The sequence below is a fragment of the Auritidibacter sp. NML130574 genome, from assembly GCF_003185725.2.
Classification (GTDB): domain Bacteria; phylum Actinomycetota; class Actinomycetes; order Actinomycetales; family Micrococcaceae; genus Auritidibacter; species Auritidibacter ignavus.
Genome location: NZ_CP031746.1, coordinates 1,270,793 through 1,292,925, shown reverse-complemented (window position 1 = coordinate 1,292,925; position 22,133 = coordinate 1,270,793). Strand labels below are relative to the sequence as shown.

Below are 22,133 nucleotides of genomic sequence, written 5' to 3'. Positions count from 1 at the left end.
AGATTCGAATCTCTAGTGTACTCATCTCAGCGCTCTGGCACCATGAAGTGTCCTGCGGGAAAGGCATCCCCTACGCTAGGAGTGTGACTACTTCCTCTGAGCCCATCATCCCAGCTGATCCGCAACGGATTCGTGAACGTTTCTCCACCGGCCTCAGTGATGATACCCGGCGGGGAGCCAGTCGGTTATGGTTGCCCAGCGTGGATTCCACGCAACGCTTTCTGATGAGGGAGGCCAAAGAGCACCCGGAGTTCTGGCCACACGCCAGTGGAGTGGGAGCTAATTATCAAACGGCAGGTCACGGCCGTCGTGGAAACGCCTGGCAGGCTGCTCCGGGCGCCTCGGTGAGTATGTCGATTCTGCTCAAACCCGCGCGGTTAGGACCCGGCCTCCAGGCCCAATATTGGCCCTGGATTACGTTGGTGGCTGCCGCGACGCTGGTCGACTGGTTCGGTGAACTAGGTGTGACGGCTCAGGTGAAATGGCCCAATGACGTGCTGGGATCTGACGGACGAAAACTAGTGGGAATCTTGGCGCAGGTTGTCGATGACGACCGGGTGATACTTGGTCTGGGCATCAACCGCGATTTCGGGGGTTCCGACCAGCAACGTCCGGTCGACACCGCTGCGGCACTTAGCGATTACAATCCGGTCCTGGCCACTGTGGGGTCTCGAAAGCTTGCTGACGAGGCGATGACTCGTTTGGTGGCCGGACTCGAGACCTTTGCTGAGCGCGTCAATCCGCCCAACCCGGATCACGTCGAAGACGAACTGCGTCGTCTCAGTCGATTGATCGTTACCGAAGGCCAGTACATTAGCGGTGAACTTCCAGGCCAGCGTCGCTTGACCGGCTGGATCAGAGGCCTCGGGGATACCGGTTCACTGTTGGTCGAACCTGACCCCTCTCTGCCAGAGGACACCCTGGAAGATCTCCCGCGAGATCCCGACACCGGCTGGGTTGATCTGACCTCAGCAGTGATTCATCACGTTAGACCCCGATAGGTTCGCCTCCAGCCAGACAAGCACGACTCCACGTCGGGCTCGACCGGTAGAATGGCAGTGGCCGGTCACATATCTCACGCTGTGAACGCTGAGCACACAGCATTTCTTCATCTTTGTCCGGCATACTGTGGTCGACGCAGCAGATGCACCCCGTCCGGGTCGGAGAGGAGGAGGATAAATGGCCAAGCTTGTCACCGGAGAACAAATGCGGATCCGTACCCGTGCCGATGCCTCCATCCTGATTGGCCCAGCCATCTGGCTGGTGTTACTGGGCGGGCTTCAAGGCGCTTGGCAAGGATTCTTAACCCGCCCTGATCTGCCCTGGGCGCTGAGTACGTATGACCGTGTGTGGTCGATCGCCGGAACTGTTGTGGTGGTTTTACTCCTGGCAGTGCTGGTGGTTCGCCCAGTCTGGCAATGGTTGACGGAAGTTTATGAAATCACCACCCACCGGGTGGCCCAACGCTACGGCACCTTATCTGTGCGTCGCCGGTGGATGGCGCTATCCAGTATTGTCCACATCCGGATTCGCCAGTCCCGCCGACAAACTCGTCGCGGGGTCGGAGACCTCCAACTCTTCACCGCTCAAGGACAATCCTGGACTTTGACTAACGTGCCACACGTCGATGACTTCACCCACTTTGTGGAAAACGAACGTCTCGCTTATGCTCGCAAATTTGGCACGTTGTCGGCAACCTATCGGCCCGACTATCGCCACGACGGCATGTCGGCACAGACGCCGGGGAACTCCCAACCCCACCCGATGGGAGGCTACTGATGGCTCACGGATCAGAGAACACCGGGCATTCCCAATACCAGGTTTACCGGGACCCCACACCTACTCAGCCTGAACCAGTAGTGCAGTCTAACCCTTGGGAAGGGCTCAAAGAGCTCAGCGACTTACAGGACCAGAAAGGTGACACCGCTGCCACTCTTGACCCGATCAACGACCCGGAAACCTGGACCCAGGCGATCCGGGTGCTTGATGAAGAGCTCATCGGGGGGCCACGCAAACTTAATCGTCGCCAGTTGGCCCAGAAACTCGGCGTATCGGCGCTCTCCGTTCGCAAGCTCGGCCGAGCCTTGGGCTTCCCGAATGTCTCCGAAGAAGAACCAGTCTTTACCAATAGTGACGCTGACGCCTTCGCCACCATGATCGACTTGGTGCGACGCGGTATTTTGAACGAAGAAACCGCGATCTCACTCTCACGCTCCATTGGGCAGATGACCGACCGGATGGTGGTCTGGCAGATCGAAGCCCTAGTGGAAGACAAAATGAATGCCGAAGGTCTCTCAGATCCGCAGGCCCGCCGTGAAGTCGTCCAGATGTTGCCCCGAGTCGTGGATTCGCTGGAAGAAGTCATGGCCTACTCCTATAAGCGTCAACTGAATTCAGCGTTGCAACGACTGGCCGTGCGGGTTGAAGCAGGGCTCGCCGCTTCAGCCCGGGGTCGCGATGGCACCGAAGACGATGATTCGCTACCGCTGGCCCGGGCGGTCGGGTTTGCCGATATGGTCTCCTACACCTCGCTGTCGCGCACCATGTCCGAACGCACCCTGGCCCAAATGGTGCAACGCTTTGAGAACCGGTGCGCAGAAATTATCTCTGTGGGCGGAGGTCACCTGGTCAAAACCGTCGGCGATGAGGTGTTGTTCAATGCTGAAACCCCCGAAGACGGAGCCGAAATCTCGCTGGCCTTATCAAAGGCGCTGTCGGATGACCCGGTGCTCCCCTCGGCGCGCGTCTCGTTGGTGTGGGGCCGGGTGCTCTCCCGACTCGGAGATATCTACGGCCCCACCGTCAACCTTGCTGCCCGGCTGACCGCGCTGGCCGATCCGGGCACCGTACTGGTTGACCAGATGGCTTCCAACGCGCTCGCCGATGATGACCGCTATATTCTGATTCCCCAGCCACCGGCTTCGGTGCGAGGATTCGGTGAAATTCGTCCGGCGATGTTGTTGCGGGGCACCGGTGAAGGTATTGAGATCGACTAGTGGGCGACTATTCTGGTGGGGTGAGTTCTTCCTACCGATTCCGTAGTGGCGTCGCCACCGATGTGGGGCACCGACGTGACACTAATGAAGACAGCTATGGCACCGCTGACGACCTGTTCATCGTCGCCGACGGTATGGGAGGACACGATGCCGGAGAAGTCGCCTCGGCGCTGACCGTCAAAGCCCTGCTCACCGGGCGCGAAGAACACGGCGACAAGCTCGTAGAACTCACGGATCTGCAACAGTGGCTCACCACCGGCAACAAAGAAGTCTTTGACTATTCCAATGGGCGAGCTGGCACCACTGTCACGTTGCTCTGCGCGGTCAAACACGAAGGCGTAGAGCGACTGGCGGTGATCAATGTCGGTGACTCTCGCACCTACCTGTACCGCAGCGCCGATGAACAACTTGTGCAATTGACCGAGGATCACTCCGTGGTCCAAGAAATGCTCCGCTCCGGCCACATCACGGCCGATGAAGCACGCCACCATCGGGCCAAAAATATGATCACTCGTGCCGTGGGTTCCCAGCTACGACTAACCGCCGATGTCATGATGCTCGATGCCGCGGTGGGAGACCGGTTCTTGCTGTGTAGCGATGGGTTGAGTAACGCGGTGGATCACCACGAAATAGGTTTAGTGCTCACGTCGGCCCAAACACCGCAAGATGCCGCCGACACATTTGTCGAACAGGCCCTCGACCTCGACGGTTCGGACAATATCACCGCCGTAGTGGTGGAAGTGCTCGATGCCCCACCCGAGACCGACCACCAGAAGGTTCAGCAATGACTTCCTCCGCAGAACATCACGAGCCAGACGTCATCCCCGATTCCGAGCTACGTGAACACTACGAGCAACTCATCTCTCAGGTGCGCCGGCATCGCACCGCGTATTACCAACACGATGAGCCTGAAATCTCCGACGCCGCCTACGACAAGCTGTACCGCGAGCTTGAAGACCTCGAAGCGATGCACCCGGAGATCGTGGCCAATGACTCACCCACCCAAGACGTCGGTGGCGACGTCTCGGCGGCCTTCACCCCGGTGGAACACCTGAACCAGATGTACTCGCTGGAAGATGTCTTCTCCCTGCAGGAGCTGACCACCTGGTTCACTCGCACCGAGACCTCCCTGCACAACATCCGCCCCGATATGCGTCCGGCTTGGTTAGCGGAGGTCAAGATCGATGGTTTGGCCATCGCGCTGGTGTATCGCCATGGCGTCTTAGAGCGGGCCGCAACTCGTGGGGATGGCACTGTCGGTGAAGATGTGACCCACAACGTGCGCACCATCAAAGACATTCCCCAACGACTCCGTGGAGACAACATCCCTGAGTTGGTTGAAGTCCGCGGAGAGATCTTTATGCCGTCCCAGGCCTTCCGAGAATTCAACCAGCAACGTGCTGAGTCCGGGTTGGCGCCCTTTGCCAACCCGCGTAACGCCGCGGCCGGGTCACTGCGACAAAAGGACCCGGCCCTCACCGCCCAACGTCCCCTATCGATGTTTGTCCATGGCATTGGAGCTCGGGAAGGACTGGAACTCACCAGCCAATACGAGACCTACCAGCAACTGGGGGAGTGGGGGCTACCTATCAGCCCGTACACCACCTTTTTCTCTGCTGAATCCGCCGAAGCAGCGCACCAGGATGTGCTGGATTATATCGCTCAGTATGGCGACCAGCGCCACGAGCTGGTGCATGACATTGATGGCATCGTGGTCAAGATCGATGACTTCGACCTGCAACGCCAGTTAGGCTATACCTCTCGGACACCACGCTGGGCGGTGGCTTATAAATACCCACCGGAAGAAGTCCATACCCAGTTATTGGATATTCGCGTCAACGTTGGCCGTACCGGACGAGTCACCCCCTACGCAGTGATGGAACCGGTCGTGGTGGCCGGCTCCACCGTCTCCATGGCGACCCTGCACAACCAAGACGTGGTCACAGCGAAGAACGTCAAGATCGGGGACACCGTGGTGTTGCGCAAGGCCGGTGACGTGATCCCCGAGATTGTCGGGCCGGTGCTGCCGATTCGTGAACAGATCCAGTCCGGCGAGCGCGATGGTGAGATTCGGGACTTTCAGATGCCATCCGAGTGTCCTTCGTGTGGTGAGCCGTTGGCCCCGGCGAAAGAAGGGGACGTGGATCTGCGGTGTCTCAATGCCGAGAAGTGTCCGGCGCAATTGACCGGACGCATTGAGCACGCCGGCTCCCGGGGGGCCTTCGACATTGAAGCCCTGGGGGAAGAAGCCGCTATTTGGCTAACCAATGGGCCCGGACCTGACCCGGCCCATAACCACGGGCACGTCCACCCCCAAGGCCCGGGCGTGCTGACCTCGGATGCTCAGCTGTTTGACTTGGCAGAAACTAACGGTGACCCGGACCTGAAAGCAGCGCTGGGCGAGGTGAAGGTCTGGCGCGAAAAACGCGTCAAAGACAAGGACGGGCACCTGGTCCCCAGTGGCACGTGGCAGTTACAGCCCTATTTTTACAATCAACGTGGCGAACCCACCGCGAACACCAAGAAGTTATTCGCCGAACTGGACAAAGCCAAAGAACAACCGCTCTGGCGAGTGCTGGTGGCGCTGTCGATCCGCTACGTCGGACCCACCGCCGCCCGGGCGCTGGCCGTGGCCTTCGGGTCACTGCCGGCTATCCGAAAAGCCGCCCAGTCCGGTGACCCTGAAGCCTTTGCTCACGTTGATGGAATTGGCCCAACTATTGCCGAGGCACTGGTCGAGTTCTTCTCCGAACCATGGCGGCTGAAGGTCATCGATGCGTGGGCTGCTCGCGGGGTGCGCACCGAAGACGAACGCGACGAAGCCATGACCAAGACCCTGGCGGGGCTCACGCTCGTGGTGACCGGTACGTTGGAAGAATTCAGCAGGGACTCAGCCAAAGAAGCCATTCTTGCTCGTGGCGGTAAAGCCACCGGGTCGGTGTCGAAGAAGACCGACTATCTCATCGCGGGCGCCAATGCCGGTTCTAAACTCGATAAAGCCGAATCACTGGGCATCACCGTCCTCGACGAAGCGGGATTCCAACGGCTGTTGGAACAAGGACCTGACGGCGCTGAAGGATAGGACCTATGGTCGATGAATGCTCCCATCCGGTCCAGGGCCTGCTCGCGGTCGCACGCGCGGCCGCTCGAGCTGGCGCCGAGACGTTGCAACGGCGCCCTGGTCCACTGACGCCGTTGCGCGCCGACCAGCTCGGTGCCGAAAACAAAACCTCGACCTCCGATTGGGTCACCGACTACGACCGTGGTGCTGAACACGCGGTGCGTTCGGTCATTATCGCCTATCGGCCCCACGATGAGATCACCGGAGAAGAATACGACCAGCACGTCCCCGAGAGCCCGTCGGGATACCGGTGGTCCATCGATCCACTGGATGGCACCACGAACTTCATCAGGGGCATCCCACACTATGCCACCAGTGTGGCGGTGGGCTACCACGCCGACGAGGGACGGGCTGTCCAATGGCTAGCCGGAGTCGTCCACGCTCCGGCGCTGGGGTGCACCTGGTACGCCGCGCGTGGGGCGGGTGCCTATCTGGTGCGCGAGGCCGATGTCCCTGCGGGTGAAGCAGGTCAGCACCCAGAACCGTTGCGACTTTCCGGCCCGGCATCACAACAGCAGGGGCGCCTGCTGGGAACCGGGTTCAGCTACGATCAGCAACGTCGTCCCTACCAAATTGCGGCTGCCAACCGGCTGATGGAGCACGAAGGATTCGCCGATATCCGCCGTCTCGGGTCAGCTGCCATTGATCTGTGTCTGGTGGCTCAAGGTACGCTGGACGCCTACGCCGAGTACGGTTTGAGCGAGTATGACTGGGCCGCTGGCGCGTTGATTGGTGAAGAAGCTGGTCTTAGCGTGCGTCGGCCTCGCTGGACTAATGGCGTTGAGACGGGAGATTGGTGTCTGCTCGGGGAACTGGGTCCGACCGGCAACAGTCTCGGGCTGGAACCAGGCCACCGCTGTCACTACTGAAAGGTGGAGCACGTGATTCAGATCAGAACCGCCACCGAAGACGATTTCGCCGCCATTTCCGACCAACGAGTGCGCTCCTACCTTGACGGTGGTCATCTCCGCCCCGAAGACAGCTATGTCGAGACCTTGGCCGACGTGGCTGCTCACGCCTCCGAACTCCTGAAGGTCGCTGTCGATTCAGCGCACCCGGACCAGGTGCTCGGTTCAGTGATCATGGTTCGCCCCGAGGACGATGCCTCGGAAACCGCTCGACCGGATGAACGTGAATTTCGCATGCTCGTGGTCGCCCCGGAGGCACGCCGTCGAGGAGTCGGCGCCGCCCTGGTCACTGCTGTATTGGATTGGGCCGAACGTGAAGGCGCTCGCGCGGTGTCGCTGACGACCTTGCAATCTATGACCGAGGCGCACCGACTCTACGAACGTCTGGGCTTTCGCCGGGCGCCGGAACGCGACTGGTCGCTGTCTGATATCGGCTTAGCTGACCCGGTCGACGGTGAAGAGGTCTTTCTCGTCTACGTCCGCCCCTTGTCAGCTGAGACAACGGGCTAAACTAGATGCGGACTGACATACGTGCAGATGAACAGTGCAGTGATAAAGGAGACTCATGTCCGGAATCTCTCGCGAGACGGTCGCGCATCTAGCGCAACTGGCTCGAATTGATCTAACCCCCGAGGAACTTGACCGGTTCTGTGGTGATCTCGATCTGATCCTGAAGTCCACCGCGATGGTGCAGGAAGCGGCCGGAGACGACGTTCCGCCCACCTCTCACCCGATGCCACTGACCAATGTCTTCCGTGAAGACGAGGTATCCGGTGTGCTCACCCAAGATCAAGCGCTTGGCGGTGCCCCTGACGCCGAAGACGGCCAGTTCAAGGTTCCTTCGATCCTGGAGGCTGAGTAATGACACAGACCACAGATCTGACACGTTTAACTGCCCTGCAGATGGCTGAAAAACTCCAGTCCGGAGAGATCACCTCTAAGGAGCTGACCCAGGCCCACCTCGACCGTATTCACGCCATCGATGGTGACGCCGAGTCCGGGGTTCACGCCTTTCTTCACGTCAACGACAAAGAAGCCCTCGAGGTGGCTGTCGAAGTTGACCAGTTGCGCGCGCAAGGTGCTGAGCTACACCCGTTGGCCGGTGTACCCATTGCCATTAAGGATCTGCTGGTCACCGTCGGACAGCCTACGACCGCAGCATCCACGATCCTCAAGGACTGGATGAGCCCTTACGACGCCACGGTGATCCGCAAGATCCGTGAGGCCAAACTGCCCATACTGGGCAAAACGAACTTGGACGAATTCGCAATGGGCTCCACGACCGAATTCTCCGCCTACGGGCCCACGCGCAACCCCTGGGACACCACCCGCGTCCCGGGCGGATCCGGCGGTGGCTCCGCCGTTGCGGTCGCAGCGTTCATGGCCCCTCTAGCGATCGGTACCGATACCGGCGGGTCCATCCGCCAACCCGGTTCCTTCACCGGAACAGTGGGCGCTAAACCCACTTACGGTTCGGTCTCCCGCTACGGTGCGATCGCGATGGCCTCCTCGCTGGACACTGTCGGCCCGGTGGCCCGCACCGTGGCTGATGCAGCGGCTCTGCACGAGCTGATTGCCGGCCACGACCCGCACGACTCCACCTCGCTACAACGCGAGTGGGACGACCTCGCCCCGGCTGTGGTCGCCGGTGAGGACCTCACCGGGCTGAAAATCGGTGTCATCGAGGAACTTGATGGTGAAGGATTCGATGCTGGGGTGCTGGAATGTTTCCAGGCCAGCCTGAGGCTGCTCGAAGATGCCGGAGCCGAGATCGTGAGGGTCGCGTTGCCTCATCTGAAAGCCGCTCTGCCGGCCTACTACCTGATCATGCCCTCGGAGGCGTCCTCCAACCTGGCCCGCTACGACGGTGTCCGCTACGGTAACCGGGTGGTGCCTGAGCAGGCCACGATCGACCGGGTCATGTCCGCTACCCGTGCTGCTGGCTTCGGAGATGAGGTCAAGCGTCGCATCATCCTGGGGACCTACGCACTTTCGGCCGGTTACTATGACGCCTACTACGGTTCGGCCCAGAAGGTGCGCACTCTGGTCCAGCGCGACTTTGCAGCAGCCTTTGAAAAGGTAGACGCTTTGATCTCACCGACCACCCCGACCACCGCGATTGCCCTGGGCGAGGAACTGGACGACCCGATCGCCATGTACCTTAACGACGTGGCGACCTTGCCGTCGAACCTGGCCGGGATTCCTGCGATTTCCGTGCCCGGTGGACTGGCCTCCAACATGCCTGTCGGCGTGCAAATCCAAGCCCCGGCCACCGAAGATGCGCTGATGTACCGCATCGGTGCCGCCCTGGAAACCGGTCTGAAAGCCTCGCATGATGGCGCCGATTTCTTCTCGTTACTTCCCAACGCTTATGAGAGTGATGCCCGATGAGCCAAGATCTCATGAACCTCGATGAGGCCTTTGAAAAATTCGATCCCGTGCTGGGCTTTGAAGTCCACGTCGAGCTGAACACCACGACCAAAATGTTCTCCGCGGCGCCCAATGCCTTCGGCGATGAACCCAACACGAATACCACCGAAGTCGATTTGGGAATGCCCGGCGCGCTACCGGCAGTAAATAAAACCGCGGTGGAATCAGCCATCAAACTGGGCCTGGCCCTGAACTGTCACATCGCCGAGAAGTGCGGTTTCGCCCGCAAACAGTACTTCTACCCGGATCTGGCGAAGGCTTTTCAGACCTCCCAGTACGATGACCCGATTGCGTCGAGCGGTTATGTGGATGTGGAACTTGATGACGGAGAAATATTCCGCGTTGAGATCGAACGCGCGCACATGGAAGAAGACGCTGGAAAGCTCACCCATAAGGGTGGGTCCGGACGCATTCAGGACGCCTCCTATTCCCTGGTGGACTACAACCGTGCCGGCGTGCCCCTGATCGAAATCGTCACCAAGCCCATCGAAGGCGCCGGCGACCGGGCACCGGAGTTGGCCCGAGCCTATGTGACTGCGATCCGCGATATCGTCAAAGCCCTCAATATCTCGGATGCGCGCATGGAACGCGGTAATGTGCGGTGCGACGCCAATATTTCGCTGAAGCCTCGAGGTGCAGAGAAATTCGGGACCCGCACCGAAACCAAGAACGTCAACTCCACGCGTGCGGTACAGAACGCGGTGAGCTACGAGATTCAGCGCCAGGCTGCGATCCTGGATCAGGGTGGGTCTGTCACGCAGGAGACCCGGCACTGGCAGGAAACCTCAAAGACCACCACCTCGGGTCGTCCGAAGTCCGATGCTGACGATTACCGGTACTTCCCCGAGCCTGATTTGGTGCCGATCGTGACCGACCAGGCCTGGATTGACAAATTGCGCGAAGAACTGCCCGAAGATCCCTTGGCCCGCCGGCGTCGTCTCAAAGGCGAATGGGGTTACTCGGACGAAGAGTTCCGCGATGTGGTCGCAGCCGGGCTGATCGATGAAATCGATGCCACCGTTTCGGCCGGGGCCTCGGCATCAGCTGCCCGTAAATGGTGGATGGGGGAAATCGCCCGACTGGCCAATGAAGCTGAGGTTGCACCGCATGAACTCGGTGTCACCCCCGAGCACGTGGTCGAGATTGAGGCGCTCATCTCTGAAAAAACCATCAACGACAAGATCGCCCGCCAGGTCATCGGCCACGTCGCCGACGGTGAGGGCTCTCCTGGAGAGATCATTGAAGCCCGTTCTTTGGCCGTGGTCTCCGACGAGGGCGCGCTGAACGACGCCGTGGCCCAGGCGATTGCCGACAACCCGGACGTGGTCGAGAAGATCAAGGGTGGCAAGAAGAAAGCCATCGGTGCCCTGATGGGACCGGTGATGAAGGCCACCCGCGGTCAGGCGGATGCTGCACGTGTCCAAGAACTGATCAATGAACAGCTCGGCCTCTGAACCCCGGTCTATGCCTGGATTCCCGAGTCGTTGACGGCACCGAAGCCGGCCCCGTCTTACGCATCACGGGGCCGGCGTGGTGCTGTCTAGGCCCGATTTTCGTGCTCTGGCGCCTTAGCTGACCTTGAGCGAGCGCAACCGGTTGACCGCTGCCATCACTTCGTGGCGACGGGGCATTGCCAGGTGACCTTTCCACCGTGGCGCTAGCTCACTCAAGCTACGTAGCGTTAGGTTTTTCTTGCCCCTGTTATGGTTGTCACCTTGTTGTTGCGTTACGATGATCTGTTCCAGAATGCCAGCAATGGCCCGGGTCTGTTCCACACTGACCAGCTGGCTGAGGGCGGAGAGATCAATATCTTCGTGCCCGATCTGAATGGTGTGCACTCCGCGTGCCCGAGGCGGTTTCCGGGGAGATTTGATCTGTTGCGGAACACGATCCTTCGGCAACCTCAGGGGTTGCGCAGCGCAGTGGTGTCGTTGCTGGGCACCGAGCCGGTGAGCCTCGGCGGTGAGATCACTGACACGGTAGTTTTCTAAACCTAGGACACGATCGGCCACCGAAAAGAACGCTCCGGTGCCCCCGGCCACCAGCACCGTGGAAATGCCTTGGTCGGCCAGTTCTTTGATGCGTGCGGTAAATGGGGTAATCGGCTCGGTTTTGACTAGCTGACGCATCAACTCATCCCGGACCATGAAGTTCGTGGCAGAGGTATCCTCATCGATCAGCACAGCGCTTGCTCCTGCTTCCAGGGCCTCTACGACGTTAGTGGCCTGCGAGGTGGAGCCCGACGCGTTCGTGGTGGAAAAACGTGTCGTGTCAGTGCCCTGTGGTAGGTCAGAGATGAAGGAGGAAATATCGACGCCGGCCACTGAACGACCGTCTTCGGCCCGAATTGCCACCGCATCGGGATCCGTGATCACGAACTCACGTCCGTCGCCGGCTCGGTGGGGATACACGCCGTGCTCCAGCGCATTGAGTACCGTGGATTTACCGTGGTAGCCCCCACCGACGATCAGTGTGATCCCGTGGGCGATGCCCATACCGGTGAGAGTTCGGCCACTGGGGAGATCGAAGCTGACCGAGACGGAATCCGGGGACTCGAACGGTTCGGCATATTGCAACGGTGCCGAGGAATTACCGGCAGCGCGGGGCAGGACTGAGCCATTGGCGATAAAGGCGACCAGCCCGCGGCGGGGAAGCTCGTCGCGAATGGCCTGCTGGTCCTTCAATAGCGTGATGGTCTCGTCCAGTTCCTGGTGGTCAATCTCCTTCGTGGCATCCCGGAGTAGGTCAGGCAACACCTGGGTGATCAACCGGGCAGCCTGGTGACCTTTGATCCGGCGACCCGCAGCCGGCAAGGACACCAGCAGGTGGATTTCCATCACCCACCGACTCGACCCTGGGACGCGATGAAACTGGATGCACGAACGCTCCAACACCTCAGGCCCAAACGTCCCGATGCTGATCTCGCGCGGGGCACGCTGGCGGATCCGGCGTGCCAAGTAGTCTGTGGTGGCCACTGTGGTCAGGTGGTCGGCGAGGTTCTCTAGGTGGTCGGCTGTGGCAAATACTCGCACCGTCGACGGCGGCGCATACGGGTCAGCCTGAATATGGTCCAGGTGTACCGTGAGCTCTCCGAGCTGGTGCTTACCCTTCAGATTGCGATATTTGGCGTAAGACTGCCCGTCCAGAGCGTGTAACTGCTTCGCCAGCGACATGGCACCTCCATCGTCAGCATCGAGACGTCACGCAGGTTTGGCAGTCTAACAGTGCACCCTTAGTCCCGGCTCAACCTGTCCGCACCGGCATGCGGGCCACCACCGTGTGGTCTCCTGTCATCCAGCCGCGCACGTAGACTGAGTGACTATGAAGTATGTGATTATTGGTGGCGGGATAGCCGGAATTTCCCTGGCCGAAGAGCTCACACGGCGTGTGGCCAGCAACGATCAGGTCACGGTGCTTGAGGCCGAAGACCGGTTGGCGTATCACACCTCCTCGCGGGCCGCCCAGCAACTGACACTGTCTTATGGACCCCAGGCGGTGCGAGAGCTTACCGAGTTCACCGTCCAGGACCTCGACAAACGACAACAGGGACTCGACGAACCACTGATGTGGCAGTCCGATTTCTTGCTTTTCGGTACCCAAGACCATGTCGTGGAGGAAATGTATCCGGGAATGACGCCCTTGACTCACCAGGAGGTGCGCGAGCACGCCCCGGAGATCCGTCCCGAAAGCTTCGACGATGGCGGACTGGAACACCGCTCGGTGCGAGTCCGCGCTCTGCCATTCCTGCACTGGTTGGCCGATCAGGCCACCGACCGCGGGGCGAACACCGTGCTGAATGCTCGAATGATCCGGGCTGAACGTGTGGGTGGGCTCTGGCAGCTGACCACTGAGGACGGCCAGGAATTCGTCGCCGACGTGGTGATCAACGCTGCTGGAGCGTGGGCCGATATCGTCGCTGAGGCCTTTGGGGCCCGGCCCTTGGGTCTCATTCCTAAGCGTCGTACGGCACTAGAGGCGGCTCTGGCCACTCCGCTGACTCCCGACCACCCGCTGGTCTGCCGTGCCGGCCACGACTACTACTACCGCTACGACGAACTGGGCATCGTCGCTTCTCCCGGGGAGGATGAGCCCTGGCATGCTGAGGATGCCCAACCCCGCGATGCCGACGTACAACGTCTGATCGATCGCATCCAGACTGAGACGACCTTGGAGATCACTGAGGTCATTCGCTCTTGGTGCGGACTGCGCACTGAAGGCCCCGATGGGGAACCGGTGAATGGATTTGACCCCCAAGTCCCGGGATTGTTCTGGCTGGCCGGACAATCTGGGTACGGATTCCAAACCTCACTGGCTATGGCCACTCTGGCCACCGACCTGCTCATTGATCGCACCGCTGGCAACTGGGTGAGTGCTGATGCCGTCGCTCGGGTCAGCCCGGACCGCTTTTACCAGCAGGGTTGAGCCGACCGACTTACCGCAGTGCCTGCTGGGCCGCTTCGAGTCGCGGGACCGTCTTCCGCATGAGCCGACGGAAGGCAGAGGCTGGTGGCTGACGCCGGAGTGCGTTCTCGATAGATTCCAGTGCCATCGACGCTGACCATACGCGGGCATGCACCAGCTCGGAGGGTGAAGAACAGATCTGGGGGAGCATACCGGCGCCGTGCCACAGACTGAGAATCGCCGGATTCAGGGCCGGGTCCCACCGACTTGCCTGGTCCCAGTCCAGCACCCCGTTCAGTCGCCAGGGATCCTGGAGCCAGAGCATATTGTGTCCGGCGAGATCACCGTGCACGAGCCCGAAAGGGCCTTCTTGGGTCCATGTATGAGTCAGTTCCGCGACGTCTGCAATAAACTGCGCAAAATCCGGTAGCGGTGGGCCGGGCATCTTGGCTAGTCGCGTGACTTTCTGCGGGGTCAGCCCGCCACGCTGGGCAAAGGGCTGGTTCAACGCCAAACCGGTGGTGTCAACCTCCGATAACGTGTGAACAATGTCGCGTAACTGCTCTGGGTCCCCGCTGTGGTTCGGGTGGGCCGTGCCAGCAATATAGGGCTGGATAACTCCGCCGTCGACGATCGACAACGCTACCGGGACCTGCCACGGTAACTGGGGTGCGAGCTGGTCCAGCAACGTTGCCTGACGTTCAAGATTGGTGGCCGAATCCCGTGGAATCCGCACCACAAGGTGGCCCGGAACGATGACCAGACGATGATCTTTTCCTCGCTCGATCAGATGAGCTTGAGACCACGGTGCGGACTCAATCAGGGCGCGGTGTCTAGCGCTGATCCCCTCGCGCAAATGCGCGGCCAAATGCTGTGCCAGGGCCAGGTCGTCGTCGGTGGGCAAAGAAGCCATAGTCTCTAATTTAGTGCCCCTGACAGGTTTACACTGGGGTGGTGGTGCTGAGATTCTCGCGAACGGTGGTCTGGTGGCAGATCCTGATTGTCCTGGGGCTATCCCTGGGACGCTCCGGGGTCTACGCCCTGGTGGACTTAATGGAAAAGCTCACTCAAGCACCTTTAGACGAGCAAACCACCGCGCTCAACCCCTCGCTGGCACCAGATCCCGTGTTTGATCTGATTCGCCAACTCCTCAGCATTGGGTTCGGTCTGGTCCCGGTCGTGCTGGTGCTTCACCTGGTGTGGATCTACGGTCGCAACCCATTGCGAAGCTTCGGTTTGGATTTCCGCCGTCCGGTGAGTGACCTTGGGCTGGGACTGATCCTGTTTGTCACTATGGGTGCTGGCACTCTGCTGGTCTACGCGGTGGGACGATCTCTGGGGCTGACCACCGCGATTATTGGATCGAGCATGAATGACCACTGGTGGACTCCCATCGTGCTGACGCTGGCAGCCGTCCGGCACAGTCTGGTTGAAGAAGTCATTATCTTGGCCTGGTTGGTGGACCGGGTCAGCCTCCTGCGACGCACCCCCTTTCCCCCGGCTGACTTGGGTACAAATACCACCTGGCTGCCAACCACCACGACCGATGTGGTCGCGGTCTTGCTGGTCTCCTCGCTGATCCGGGCCAGCTACCACCTCTACCAGGGCATCGGTCCGGGGATCGGTAACGCGATCATGGGAGTGGTATTCGTGCTGGTATATCTGAAGTATCGAAGGGTGATGCCGATGGTCTGGGCTCATCTCTTCTTGGACGTGGCCGGCTTCGTGGGCTTCCCGGTACTCGAAAGCCTGGGCTGGTTTGGGCACTAACGTCGGGCTCGGCGTGCCACGTGGAAGGTAAGCGGTTGTGCATCGCGATCACACAGCGCGCAACGCATCGTGAAAGGAACATTCATGCAGAAAAATAAGCTTCTGATTTATGGCCCGTTGGGTGTGGGCGCTCTCGCGCTGTTTTCGCTCATGGCGCTACTGTTATACCTGTTTATTTTTGGCACCCTCTTGGGCCATAATGTTTCCTCGCTCGACGGTGACGGACCGCAATGGCCGTTTGCGACCGCATGGGTGCTGGGATGGATTAGTGTCATCTGCGTTCCGCTGGGGGCTCTCTGGGCCGTGATCATGCCACATATTGGCCGGGAGCAGGGCTAAAGAGAGAAGCCAGCTCAGCTGGGGGTCGTTCCATGGCCGGTTTGTCCGCTGTCAGCGGTGCAACCGTTTATTGGTCAGCCGGGTCGCGGTGGCGGTCGTGGGGTCTTCTGGCCACGGGTGTTTGGCGTAGCGTCCTCGGTTCTCGGCACGTACCTGGGGATAGACTTCAGACCAGAAAAACGGCAGGTCTTGGGTGATAGCTAACGGTCTTCCGGCAGGGGAGAGCAAATGAATGCTAACCGGGACATCGGCAATGGTTGGTGTCTCCACGGCTCCGAACATCTCTTGGAGCTTCACTGCCAGCACGGGTGGGTCCTGGGAATAATCCACCCGATAGCTTGAACCGGACGGGACCGTGAGCCGTTCCGGGACTCGTGTCTGTAATTCAGCGTCCTTGTCCCAGCCCACCAGCGTCTTCAGACCTGACAGGAGATCTTGGGCAAAAGGAGCCCATTGTTCGGGAGTGAAACTCCGGGGATCGGGCCAGTCTGGCAGATGGTGATGGGCGAAGCGTAGCCGGTCCCAGTACTGCCAGAATTGCTGACTTGGGTTGAGGGCCTCGAGCCCCTGGACGCGAATGGCCCGAGCGGTGGCCTGCAAGGTGTCGTCACTGGTGGCCGCCACCGGGGTCTGGTGGAGAATGATGGCACAGATCCGGGACACCTCGCGGACGGTGACTTTCTGCCCCGACCATTCGGCAACTCGCTCTTGGGTAACGGGTAACAACAGCTCGACGGTGTCTTGATCAACCGGCACTGCCGCGCGGATGATGGGCTTGCCACGCAACAGCCCAACCTCAGTGCACACTAACCAGTCGGTCTGTGGTAGCCGAGAATCTCGGGGTAGTTCGGCGGCGGTTCCGGAGACCAACAAGAATTCTCGGGAGTCGCGTTCTCGGCGACGGGCAATGCGATCTGGGTAAGCCAGAGCTGCTACGGTGGCGAGATCCTGTTCCCGGGGCTTCTCAGCCGGTGCTATACCGGAGGGGGGAGCACCGGTGAGGCCGAGAAATCGGTGCGCCTCGCGTGGAAGCTCACGTGCTCTCACATTGACACCAGGGGCTCTCTGATCGGAATCCAATAACGCTACCGCCGTGGCCGCGGTGGCAGGGTCGAGGAGTTCGGAACCGTCCAGTAAAGCGCGGGCGAGTCGTGGTTCTGTAGGAACTGAGGCTAAACGTCGACCCAGATCGGTCACCACCGGCCACGCACCGGAGTCTTTATCGGGTGGTTCGATAGCTTCCAAAGCACGCAAGACCTCCACTGCGGCGCGATATGCGCGTTGCGGTGGACAGGTCGGGAGACGGGTCGGACCCCAACACGCCAGGAACAACACGGCCGAGGTCAGGTCACTGGTGAGGATCTCCGGGGTGATATCACTGGGGCGGGCAGCATATTCGCGTTCCGTCACACACCGTACGACCAGGCCTGGCCCGAGACGCGCCGCACGACCGGCCCGCTGCCGCATCGAGGCCTTGGACGCACCCACGGTGACCAGCCCGGTCATCGCCCGCATCGTGTCTAACCGTTGGGTTCGCTCCAGCCCTGAGTCCACTACGGCCCTGACCCCCGGAACGGTCAAGGACGACTCAGCGACATTCGTTGCCAGAATGATGCGCTGATGGTTGGCTCGGGAGAGTACCTGGTCCTGTTCCTCGGCGGTGCTTGACCCGGTCAACACGAGGGCTTCAGGAAGCTGGCGTTGTACCGCGCGGATCTCGGCGACACCGGGCAGAAAGACCAAAACGTCTCCCTCGGTGCGGGCACTGGTCTGGGCCGTCGTCTTCGCAACGTGGGCGAGAAAATCTGGAGTGACGCCACGGTCGTCCAGCGCGGTGGGGGGCTTAGAGAATTCTTCGGTGAGGGCATAAATGTCGGTGTGGGCGGTGAATAATGCAGCATCAAAATAGTTCACCCACTGTTGCGACTGCGCAGTTGCTGACATCGCCACGAGTTCCAGGTCATCGCGTCGTGGTAAGAGATCGCGGATAAATGCGGCGGTGAGGTCGGTTTCTACGGAGCGTTCATGGATTTCGTCGATCACCACCGCCGAAACATCATCCAGGTCCGGATCACGCAACAGACGACGGAGCAACACTCCCACCGTGACGAACTCGATCTGAGTCTGTGCTGAGACCTTCGCATCGCCCCGAACGGTATAACCAATGTGGTCCCCCACGGTGGTGCGAGTGAGCTGTGCCAGTCGCCGTGCTGCTGCCCGGACCGCAACCCGGCGCGGCTGGGTCACCACGACCTTGAGACCGGGCTCGCGGTGCTCGGCCCTGGCCGCCAACAACGGGGGAATGATCGTGGTTTTACCCGTACCCGGAGGTGATTCCACCACCGCGCGTAGCCGGTGCGGTAGCCCGAGAAGTTCTTCGACTAATGACGCGGCCGGTAACCCGTGGCCGATCTGTGGGAGGGCGTCGTGGAAGGACAATGAAGAACTGGTCATCCCTTGTAGTCTATGGACTCGTCGTTGGTAGGCAGAACCAGTGCAGTCTCCGATGTGATCAGACCTGGGATGAAATGACCGCCCAGATCTGGCAGAATACTTTGTATTGGTCACGAGTGTCAGTGAAACAGCCCCGGCTTACTGACCGGCAACCCTCCACCGCGGTGGGGTGCCCCGGGTGAGGACCAGGCGCGAACCACAATGGTTCGCAGCAAGCGCGGGTCCACCGTGCTCTGAACGCTGTCTGCCGGCACGGTGTCAGAACACGAGTTGCGACCCCTGAGACAACAGGAGTCAAACCCCATGGGTCAATCACAGCAACCAGACAGCACCAACCCCAACACCTGGGGGCTAGCCACCAAACAGATTCACGCTGGGATCCCGGAGGTAGCCGACTACGGTTCCACCCAGCTTCCCATTCATGCCACAGCGTCCTATAACTTCCCGACTTTGCAGGACGCAGCCGATCGTTTCGCACTCTCCAGCCTGGGCCAGATCTACACCCGCATTACGAATCCCACCACCGACGCGGTCGAACAGAAGATCGCCGCACTGGAAGGTGGCGTGGGGGCGGTGATGACCTCCTCCGGACAGTCCGCGACCACCCTGGCCGTTCTCAACCTTGCCGGTGCGGGAGATTCGGTGGTGGTGTCCGCATCACTGTATGGTGGCACCCAAAACCTGTTCAAACACACCCTGCCGCGACTCGGGATTGAAACGATCTTTGTCGACGATCCCGATGACCTTGACGCCTGGAAACAGGCCATCAAACCCAACACCAAGGTGCTCTTTGGTGAAGTGCTGGGTAACCCGAAAGCCGATGTGCTCGATGTGGCAGCGGTGGCAGATATTGCCCATCAGGCGGGGCTCCCCTTGATCGTGGATTCGACATTGACTCCACCGCCGGTGTTCCGCCCGTTCGAACACGGTGTGGATATTGTCGTGCACTCGGCGACCAAATACCTGGGCGGTCATGCCGCGGCGCTCGGCGGGTTCGTCGTTGATTCGGGCCATTTCGACTGGACAGCCGACCCGGAAAAATTCCCCTGGTTCAATACCCCCGACGAGTCGTATCACGGCGTGGTGTTCGGCACCGATTTTGGACCCGATGGACCGCTGGGCGCGAATCTCTCCTATATTTTGCGACTTCGCACCCAGCTGTTGCGCGATCTGGGCAGCGCAGCCAGCCCATTCAATGCCTGGATCGTCAACCTCGGCCTCGAGACCCTCTCCTTACGTGTCTCCCGCCATGTGGAATCAGCGCTGACGGTGGCGCACTGGCTGGAAGACCATCCCTTAGTTCAGCACGTGGCCTACGCCGGTCTGGAATCAAGTCCCTGGTATCACCGTGCCCAACGGCTCTTGCCCGAGGGAACCTCTGGCATCGTCTCCTTCAACATCGCCGGCGGTGCACAAGCCGGTCGGATTTTCGCTGAAGCTCTGACGCTTCACAAGCGAGTCGCCAACCTTGGAGACACTCGCTCACTGGTGATTCACCCGGCTTCGACCACTCACGCCCAGCTCAGTGAAGCAGAACAGCGGGCCGCCGGCGTCGAGCCGTCGTTAGTCAGGCTGTCGGTCGGTCTGGAGAACCCCGAGGATATCCTGGCTGATCTGCAACAAGGTTTTGCAGCAGTCGAACAGCGTCGCTAGCGCCACAACCGCGTAGCTACTCGCAGTTACTGTCGAGCACAGTATCGACAACCGGAACTGAGGATGATGAACGTGTCAGTGGATGCAGAACCGATCGTTGCAGGTCGTGTGATCTCACCGGGGCTTCGGACCATCTCAGTGGGTGAACTGACCTTTGAAACCGGAGGCTGGCTACCCGAGGTGCAGCAGGCCTATGAAACCTGGGGCACACTCAATCAGGATGGCTCCAACGCCATCCTGATATTGCACGCCCTGACCGGTGATAGCCACGTGGTTTCCTCAGAAGCGCTTCCGCATCCGGGCTGGTGGGAGTCTCTTGTCGGGCCGGGCCGCCCCATTGATACCCGAAAATGGTTCGTGGTGGCACCTAATATGGTGGGTGGCTGTTACGGCTCGACGGGCCCGTCTTCCCCGGACCCTGACGGGCGACCGTGGGGCTCACGGTTTCCCTTTACCACGATCCGAGATTCGGTTCATGCTGAAGCACGCCTGGCCGACGCGCTGGGCATTGAAACCTGGCACGCCGTGCTGGGCGGTTCTATGGGCGGAGCTCGCGCACTGGAATGGGCAGCCACCTACCCGGAACGAGTCCGGGGTGCGGGTATTTTAGCCTGTGGGGGAGCAGCCAGCGCCGAGCAGATTGCCTTCGCCCAGTCGCAAGTGGCCGCGATCAAACTTGATCCACACTACCGCGGTGGTGACTACTACGGTCAACAGCCGCCCGAGGAAGGGCTGGGTATCGCACGGCGCATTGCTCACATCACCTACCGTTCGGAGGCCGAGCTCCAGTACCGCTTCGCTCGGAAACCTCAAGGGCAGGAAGACCCCTTCGGGCAGATCACTCAGCGTACCGGCCGGTACCAGATCGAATCCTATTTGGACTACAAAGCCAAAGACCTGGCCTCCCGGTTCGATGCCAACTCCTACGTGGTTCTCACCGAAGCGCTGATGTCGCACGACGTTGGACGCAACCGTGGCGGGCAACAAGCCGCGGTAGCACGGATTGTGGCAACACCGTTCATCGCTGCGGTCTCCTCGGACCGGTTGTACTTCCCCTCTCAGTCCCAGCAACTAGCCGACGATTTCAACCGCGGCCGTGGTGCCCAGGATCCTGATCATCCGCAGCATGTCCTCAGTCACCAAATCGATTCGCCCATCGGACATGATGGCTTCCTGACCGCTCCGGAACAGATTGCCGATGAACTCATCCGGGTCCTGGAGCTGTAAAGCGAAGCTTCTGCACTGGTAGACTGGTTCGCTAAGATCATCGACTATGAGCTACAACACTGAGTCGAACCAGCTGGTAGTACGTTTCAGCCACCAGGACCTTTCCTCCCGGAGCGATAGTGATCTGCTCGTGGTGCTTCACGGTTACGGCGCCGATGAAACCGATCTCCTTCCGCTCACGGCCGAGTTGCCCGACACTTTTACCGTAGCCGCGGTGCGTGCCCCCATCTGGCTGACCAACGGGATGAATGGATACGCCTGGTTCCCGATCACTGAAGAGTTGAGCTCCCCGCCCGAAAGCGTTCGGAGTAGCTTGGAACAGTTGGATGCCTGGATCCAGAGCGTGGCCGATGGTTTCCGCACCGTCTCCATTCTGGGGTTCTCCCAGGGTATGGCCATGGCCACCTCCATGTTGCGGATGCGCCCCGAGCAGTATGCTGCGGTGGTTGGTCTGTCGGGCTTTGTTCTTGACGCGAGTAACGAGCCACTCCTGGCAGAGCTGTTGAGTCACGACGAAGAACTGGCAACCAAACAGGTGCCGGTCTTCTGGGGTCGCGACCTACAAGACCCCATCATCCCACCCCAGATGGCCAAAGAGGCTGGCATGTGGCTTGACCAGCATGTCGACCTCACACAGGACACGTACCAAGGTGTGGGCCATGGGGTACACCCGCAGGAAATCTCCGATCTCACCGCATTCCTCGTTCGCCACGTCGCGAACCGGCGTTAACCGTAGGTGAATTTCGGGGTGCATCAGGAGACATGGGTTGTTACCAATCTGTAATCTGTGGCCCCTACAGTGATCGTGTTCTTACTGAGGCTGACCAAGCCTTG

At 60.3% G+C, this 22,133-nt stretch carries 19 protein-coding genes and 1 riboswitch; of the genes, 16 read left to right on the top strand and 3 right to left on the bottom strand.

Features of this window, described 5'->3' with window-relative positions:
- Positions 1-83: 83 nt before the first annotated feature.
- The 10 genes from DCC27_RS05885 to gatB all read left to right on the top strand — a co-directional run bounded on the left by DCC27_RS05885 (position 84) and on the right by gatB (position 10,909).
- Complete coding sequence (locus DCC27_RS05885; protein ID WP_110110363.1) at positions 84-1,001, top strand: biotin--[acetyl-CoA-carboxylase] ligase; 918 nt, start codon at positions 84-86, stop codon at positions 999-1,001.
- A gap of 178 nt (positions 1,002-1,179) precedes the next feature.
- The gene (locus tag DCC27_RS05880; RefSeq protein ID WP_110110362.1) at positions 1,180-1,779 is read left to right on the top strand and encodes a PH domain-containing protein; all 600 of its coding nucleotides are present in this window, start codon (positions 1,180-1,182) and stop codon (positions 1,777-1,779) included.
- The gene (locus DCC27_RS05875; RefSeq protein WP_210403488.1) at positions 1,779-2,996 is read left to right on the top strand and encodes an adenylate/guanylate cyclase domain-containing protein; all 1,218 of its coding nucleotides are present in this window, start codon (positions 1,779-1,781) and stop codon (positions 2,994-2,996) included. Before DCC27_RS05880 ends, DCC27_RS05875 begins: the two co-directional genes overlap by 1 nt.
- A 20-nt stretch (positions 2,997-3,016) precedes the next feature.
- Positions 3,017-3,784: a PP2C family serine/threonine-protein phosphatase gene (locus tag DCC27_RS05870; RefSeq protein ID WP_168186079.1), complete on the top strand. Its 768-nt coding sequence runs from the start codon at positions 3,017-3,019 to the stop codon at positions 3,782-3,784.
- The gene (gene ligA, locus DCC27_RS05865) at positions 3,781-6,078 is read left to right on the top strand and encodes an NAD-dependent DNA ligase LigA (RefSeq protein WP_110110360.1); all 2,298 of its coding nucleotides are present in this window, start codon (positions 3,781-3,783) and stop codon (positions 6,076-6,078) included. The genes DCC27_RS05870 and ligA overlap by 4 nt, the downstream gene beginning before the upstream one ends.
- Before the next feature lie 5 nt (positions 6,079-6,083).
- Positions 6,084-6,986, top strand: a complete 903-nt coding sequence (locus DCC27_RS05860) for an inositol monophosphatase family protein (protein ID WP_110110359.1) — start codon at positions 6,084-6,086, stop codon at positions 6,984-6,986.
- Between the two features lie 12 nt (positions 6,987-6,998).
- A complete protein-coding gene (locus DCC27_RS05855; protein ID WP_199446214.1) occupies positions 6,999-7,535 on the top strand; it encodes a GNAT family N-acetyltransferase in 537 nt (178 codons plus the stop codon).
- A gap of 55 nt (positions 7,536-7,590) precedes the next feature.
- Positions 7,591-7,887 carry an Asp-tRNA(Asn)/Glu-tRNA(Gln) amidotransferase subunit GatC gene (gene gatC, locus DCC27_RS05850; RefSeq protein ID WP_110098778.1) on the top strand — a complete coding sequence of 99 codons (297 nt, stop codon included), beginning with the start codon at positions 7,591-7,593 and terminating at the stop codon, positions 7,885-7,887.
- Positions 7,887-9,416, top strand: a complete 1,530-nt coding sequence (gatA, locus tag DCC27_RS05845; RefSeq protein WP_110110358.1) for an Asp-tRNA(Asn)/Glu-tRNA(Gln) amidotransferase subunit GatA — start codon at positions 7,887-7,889, stop codon at positions 9,414-9,416. Before gatC ends, gatA begins: the two co-directional genes overlap by 1 nt.
- Positions 9,413-10,909 (top strand): Asp-tRNA(Asn)/Glu-tRNA(Gln) amidotransferase subunit GatB, encoded by a 1,497-nt coding sequence (gene gatB, locus DCC27_RS05840; RefSeq protein WP_110110357.1) that lies wholly within the window; start codon positions 9,413-9,415, stop codon positions 10,907-10,909. Before gatA ends, gatB begins: the two co-directional genes overlap by 4 nt.
- A gap of 114 nt (positions 10,910-11,023) precedes the next feature.
- Here the strand turns inward: gatB and DCC27_RS05835 are convergent, their stop codons facing one another.
- A complete protein-coding gene (locus tag DCC27_RS05835; RefSeq protein WP_110098775.1) occupies positions 11,024-12,628 on the bottom strand; it encodes an ABC-ATPase domain-containing protein in 1,605 nt (534 codons plus the stop codon).
- Between the two features lie 148 nt (positions 12,629-12,776).
- On the opposite strand from DCC27_RS05835, the gene DCC27_RS05830 reads away from it, so the two are divergent.
- On the top strand, positions 12,777-13,877 hold the full coding sequence (locus tag DCC27_RS05830) for an FAD-binding oxidoreductase (protein ID WP_110101099.1): 1,101 nt from the start codon (positions 12,777-12,779) through the stop codon (positions 13,875-13,877).
- Between the two features lie 10 nt (positions 13,878-13,887).
- On the opposite strand, the gene DCC27_RS05825 is transcribed toward DCC27_RS05830, so the two are convergent.
- The gene (locus DCC27_RS05825; RefSeq protein ID WP_110101098.1) at positions 13,888-14,769 is read right to left on the bottom strand and encodes a phosphotransferase family protein; all 882 of its coding nucleotides are present in this window, start codon (positions 14,767-14,769) and stop codon (positions 13,888-13,890) included.
- 65 nt (positions 14,770-14,834) lie between these two features.
- Between DCC27_RS05825 and DCC27_RS05820 the strand changes: the two genes are divergently transcribed.
- Both DCC27_RS05820 and DCC27_RS05815 read left to right on the top strand, forming a co-directional pair.
- A complete protein-coding gene (locus tag DCC27_RS05820) occupies positions 14,835-15,626 on the top strand; it encodes a CPBP family intramembrane glutamic endopeptidase (RefSeq protein WP_233242912.1) in 792 nt (263 codons plus the stop codon).
- 84 nt (positions 15,627-15,710) lie between these two features.
- Complete coding sequence (locus DCC27_RS05815; protein WP_110098772.1) at positions 15,711-15,965, top strand: hypothetical protein; 255 nt, start codon at positions 15,711-15,713, stop codon at positions 15,963-15,965.
- 51 nt (positions 15,966-16,016) lie between these two features.
- On the opposite strand, the gene DCC27_RS05810 is transcribed toward DCC27_RS05815, so the two are convergent.
- Positions 16,017-18,419 carry an ATP-dependent RNA helicase gene (locus DCC27_RS05810; RefSeq protein WP_110110356.1) on the bottom strand — a complete coding sequence of 801 codons (2,403 nt, stop codon included), beginning with the start codon at positions 18,417-18,419 and terminating at the stop codon, positions 16,017-16,019.
- Between the two features lie 108 nt (positions 18,420-18,527).
- A riboswitch (SAM riboswitch) is annotated at positions 18,528-18,643 on the top strand.
- A 79-nt stretch (positions 18,644-18,722) separates the two neighbouring features.
- Here DCC27_RS05810 and DCC27_RS05805 point away from each other — a divergent pair.
- The 3 genes from DCC27_RS05805 (at position 18,723) to DCC27_RS05795 (ending at position 22,029) form a co-directional block, all read left to right on the top strand.
- Complete coding sequence (locus DCC27_RS05805) at positions 18,723-20,072, top strand: O-acetylhomoserine aminocarboxypropyltransferase/cysteine synthase family protein (RefSeq protein WP_110098770.1); 1,350 nt, start codon at positions 18,723-18,725, stop codon at positions 20,070-20,072.
- A gap of 63 nt (positions 20,073-20,135) precedes the next feature.
- Positions 20,136-21,299 carry a homoserine O-acetyltransferase gene (locus tag DCC27_RS05800; protein ID WP_233242913.1) on the top strand — a complete coding sequence of 388 codons (1,164 nt, stop codon included), beginning with the start codon at positions 20,136-20,138 and terminating at the stop codon, positions 21,297-21,299.
- 46 nt (positions 21,300-21,345) lie between these two features.
- Positions 21,346-22,029: an alpha/beta hydrolase gene (locus tag DCC27_RS05795; protein ID WP_110101094.1), complete on the top strand. Its 684-nt coding sequence runs from the start codon at positions 21,346-21,348 to the stop codon at positions 22,027-22,029.
- Positions 22,030-22,133 lie beyond the last annotated feature (104 nt).

Coding starts and splice junctions, on each gene's coding strand:
- DCC27_RS05825 (WP_110101098.1), bottom strand. CDS start 14,769: ATGGCTTCTTTGCCCACCGACGACGACCTGGCCCTGGCACAGCATTTG.
- DCC27_RS05805 (WP_110098770.1), top strand. CDS start 18,723: ATGGGTCAATCACAGCAACCAGACAGCACCAACCCCAACACCTGGGGG.
- DCC27_RS05795 (WP_110101094.1), top strand. CDS start 21,346: ATGAGCTACAACACTGAGTCGAACCAGCTGGTAGTACGTTTCAGCCAC.
- DCC27_RS05810 (WP_110110356.1), bottom strand. CDS start 18,419: ATGACCAGTTCTTCATTGTCCTTCCACGACGCCCTCCCACAGATCGGC.
- gatC (WP_110098778.1), top strand. CDS start 7,591: ATGTCCGGAATCTCTCGCGAGACGGTCGCGCATCTAGCGCAACTGGCT.
- DCC27_RS05815 (WP_110098772.1), top strand. CDS start 15,711: ATGCAGAAAAATAAGCTTCTGATTTATGGCCCGTTGGGTGTGGGCGCT.
- gatA (WP_110110358.1), top strand. CDS start 7,887: ATGACACAGACCACAGATCTGACACGTTTAACTGCCCTGCAGATGGCT.
- DCC27_RS05800 (WP_233242913.1), top strand. CDS start 20,136: ATGATGAACGTGTCAGTGGATGCAGAACCGATCGTTGCAGGTCGTGTG.
- DCC27_RS05875 (WP_210403488.1), top strand. CDS start 1,779: ATGGCTCACGGATCAGAGAACACCGGGCATTCCCAATACCAGGTTTAC.
- DCC27_RS05860 (WP_110110359.1), top strand. CDS start 6,084: ATGGTCGATGAATGCTCCCATCCGGTCCAGGGCCTGCTCGCGGTCGCA.
- gatB (WP_110110357.1), top strand. CDS start 9,413: ATGAGCCAAGATCTCATGAACCTCGATGAGGCCTTTGAAAAATTCGAT.
- ligA (WP_110110360.1), top strand. CDS start 3,781: ATGACTTCCTCCGCAGAACATCACGAGCCAGACGTCATCCCCGATTCC.
- DCC27_RS05835 (WP_110098775.1), bottom strand. CDS start 12,628: ATGTCGCTGGCGAAGCAGTTACACGCTCTGGACGGGCAGTCTTACGCC.
- DCC27_RS05880 (WP_110110362.1), top strand. CDS start 1,180: ATGGCCAAGCTTGTCACCGGAGAACAAATGCGGATCCGTACCCGTGCC.
- DCC27_RS05830 (WP_110101099.1), top strand. CDS start 12,777: ATGAAGTATGTGATTATTGGTGGCGGGATAGCCGGAATTTCCCTGGCC.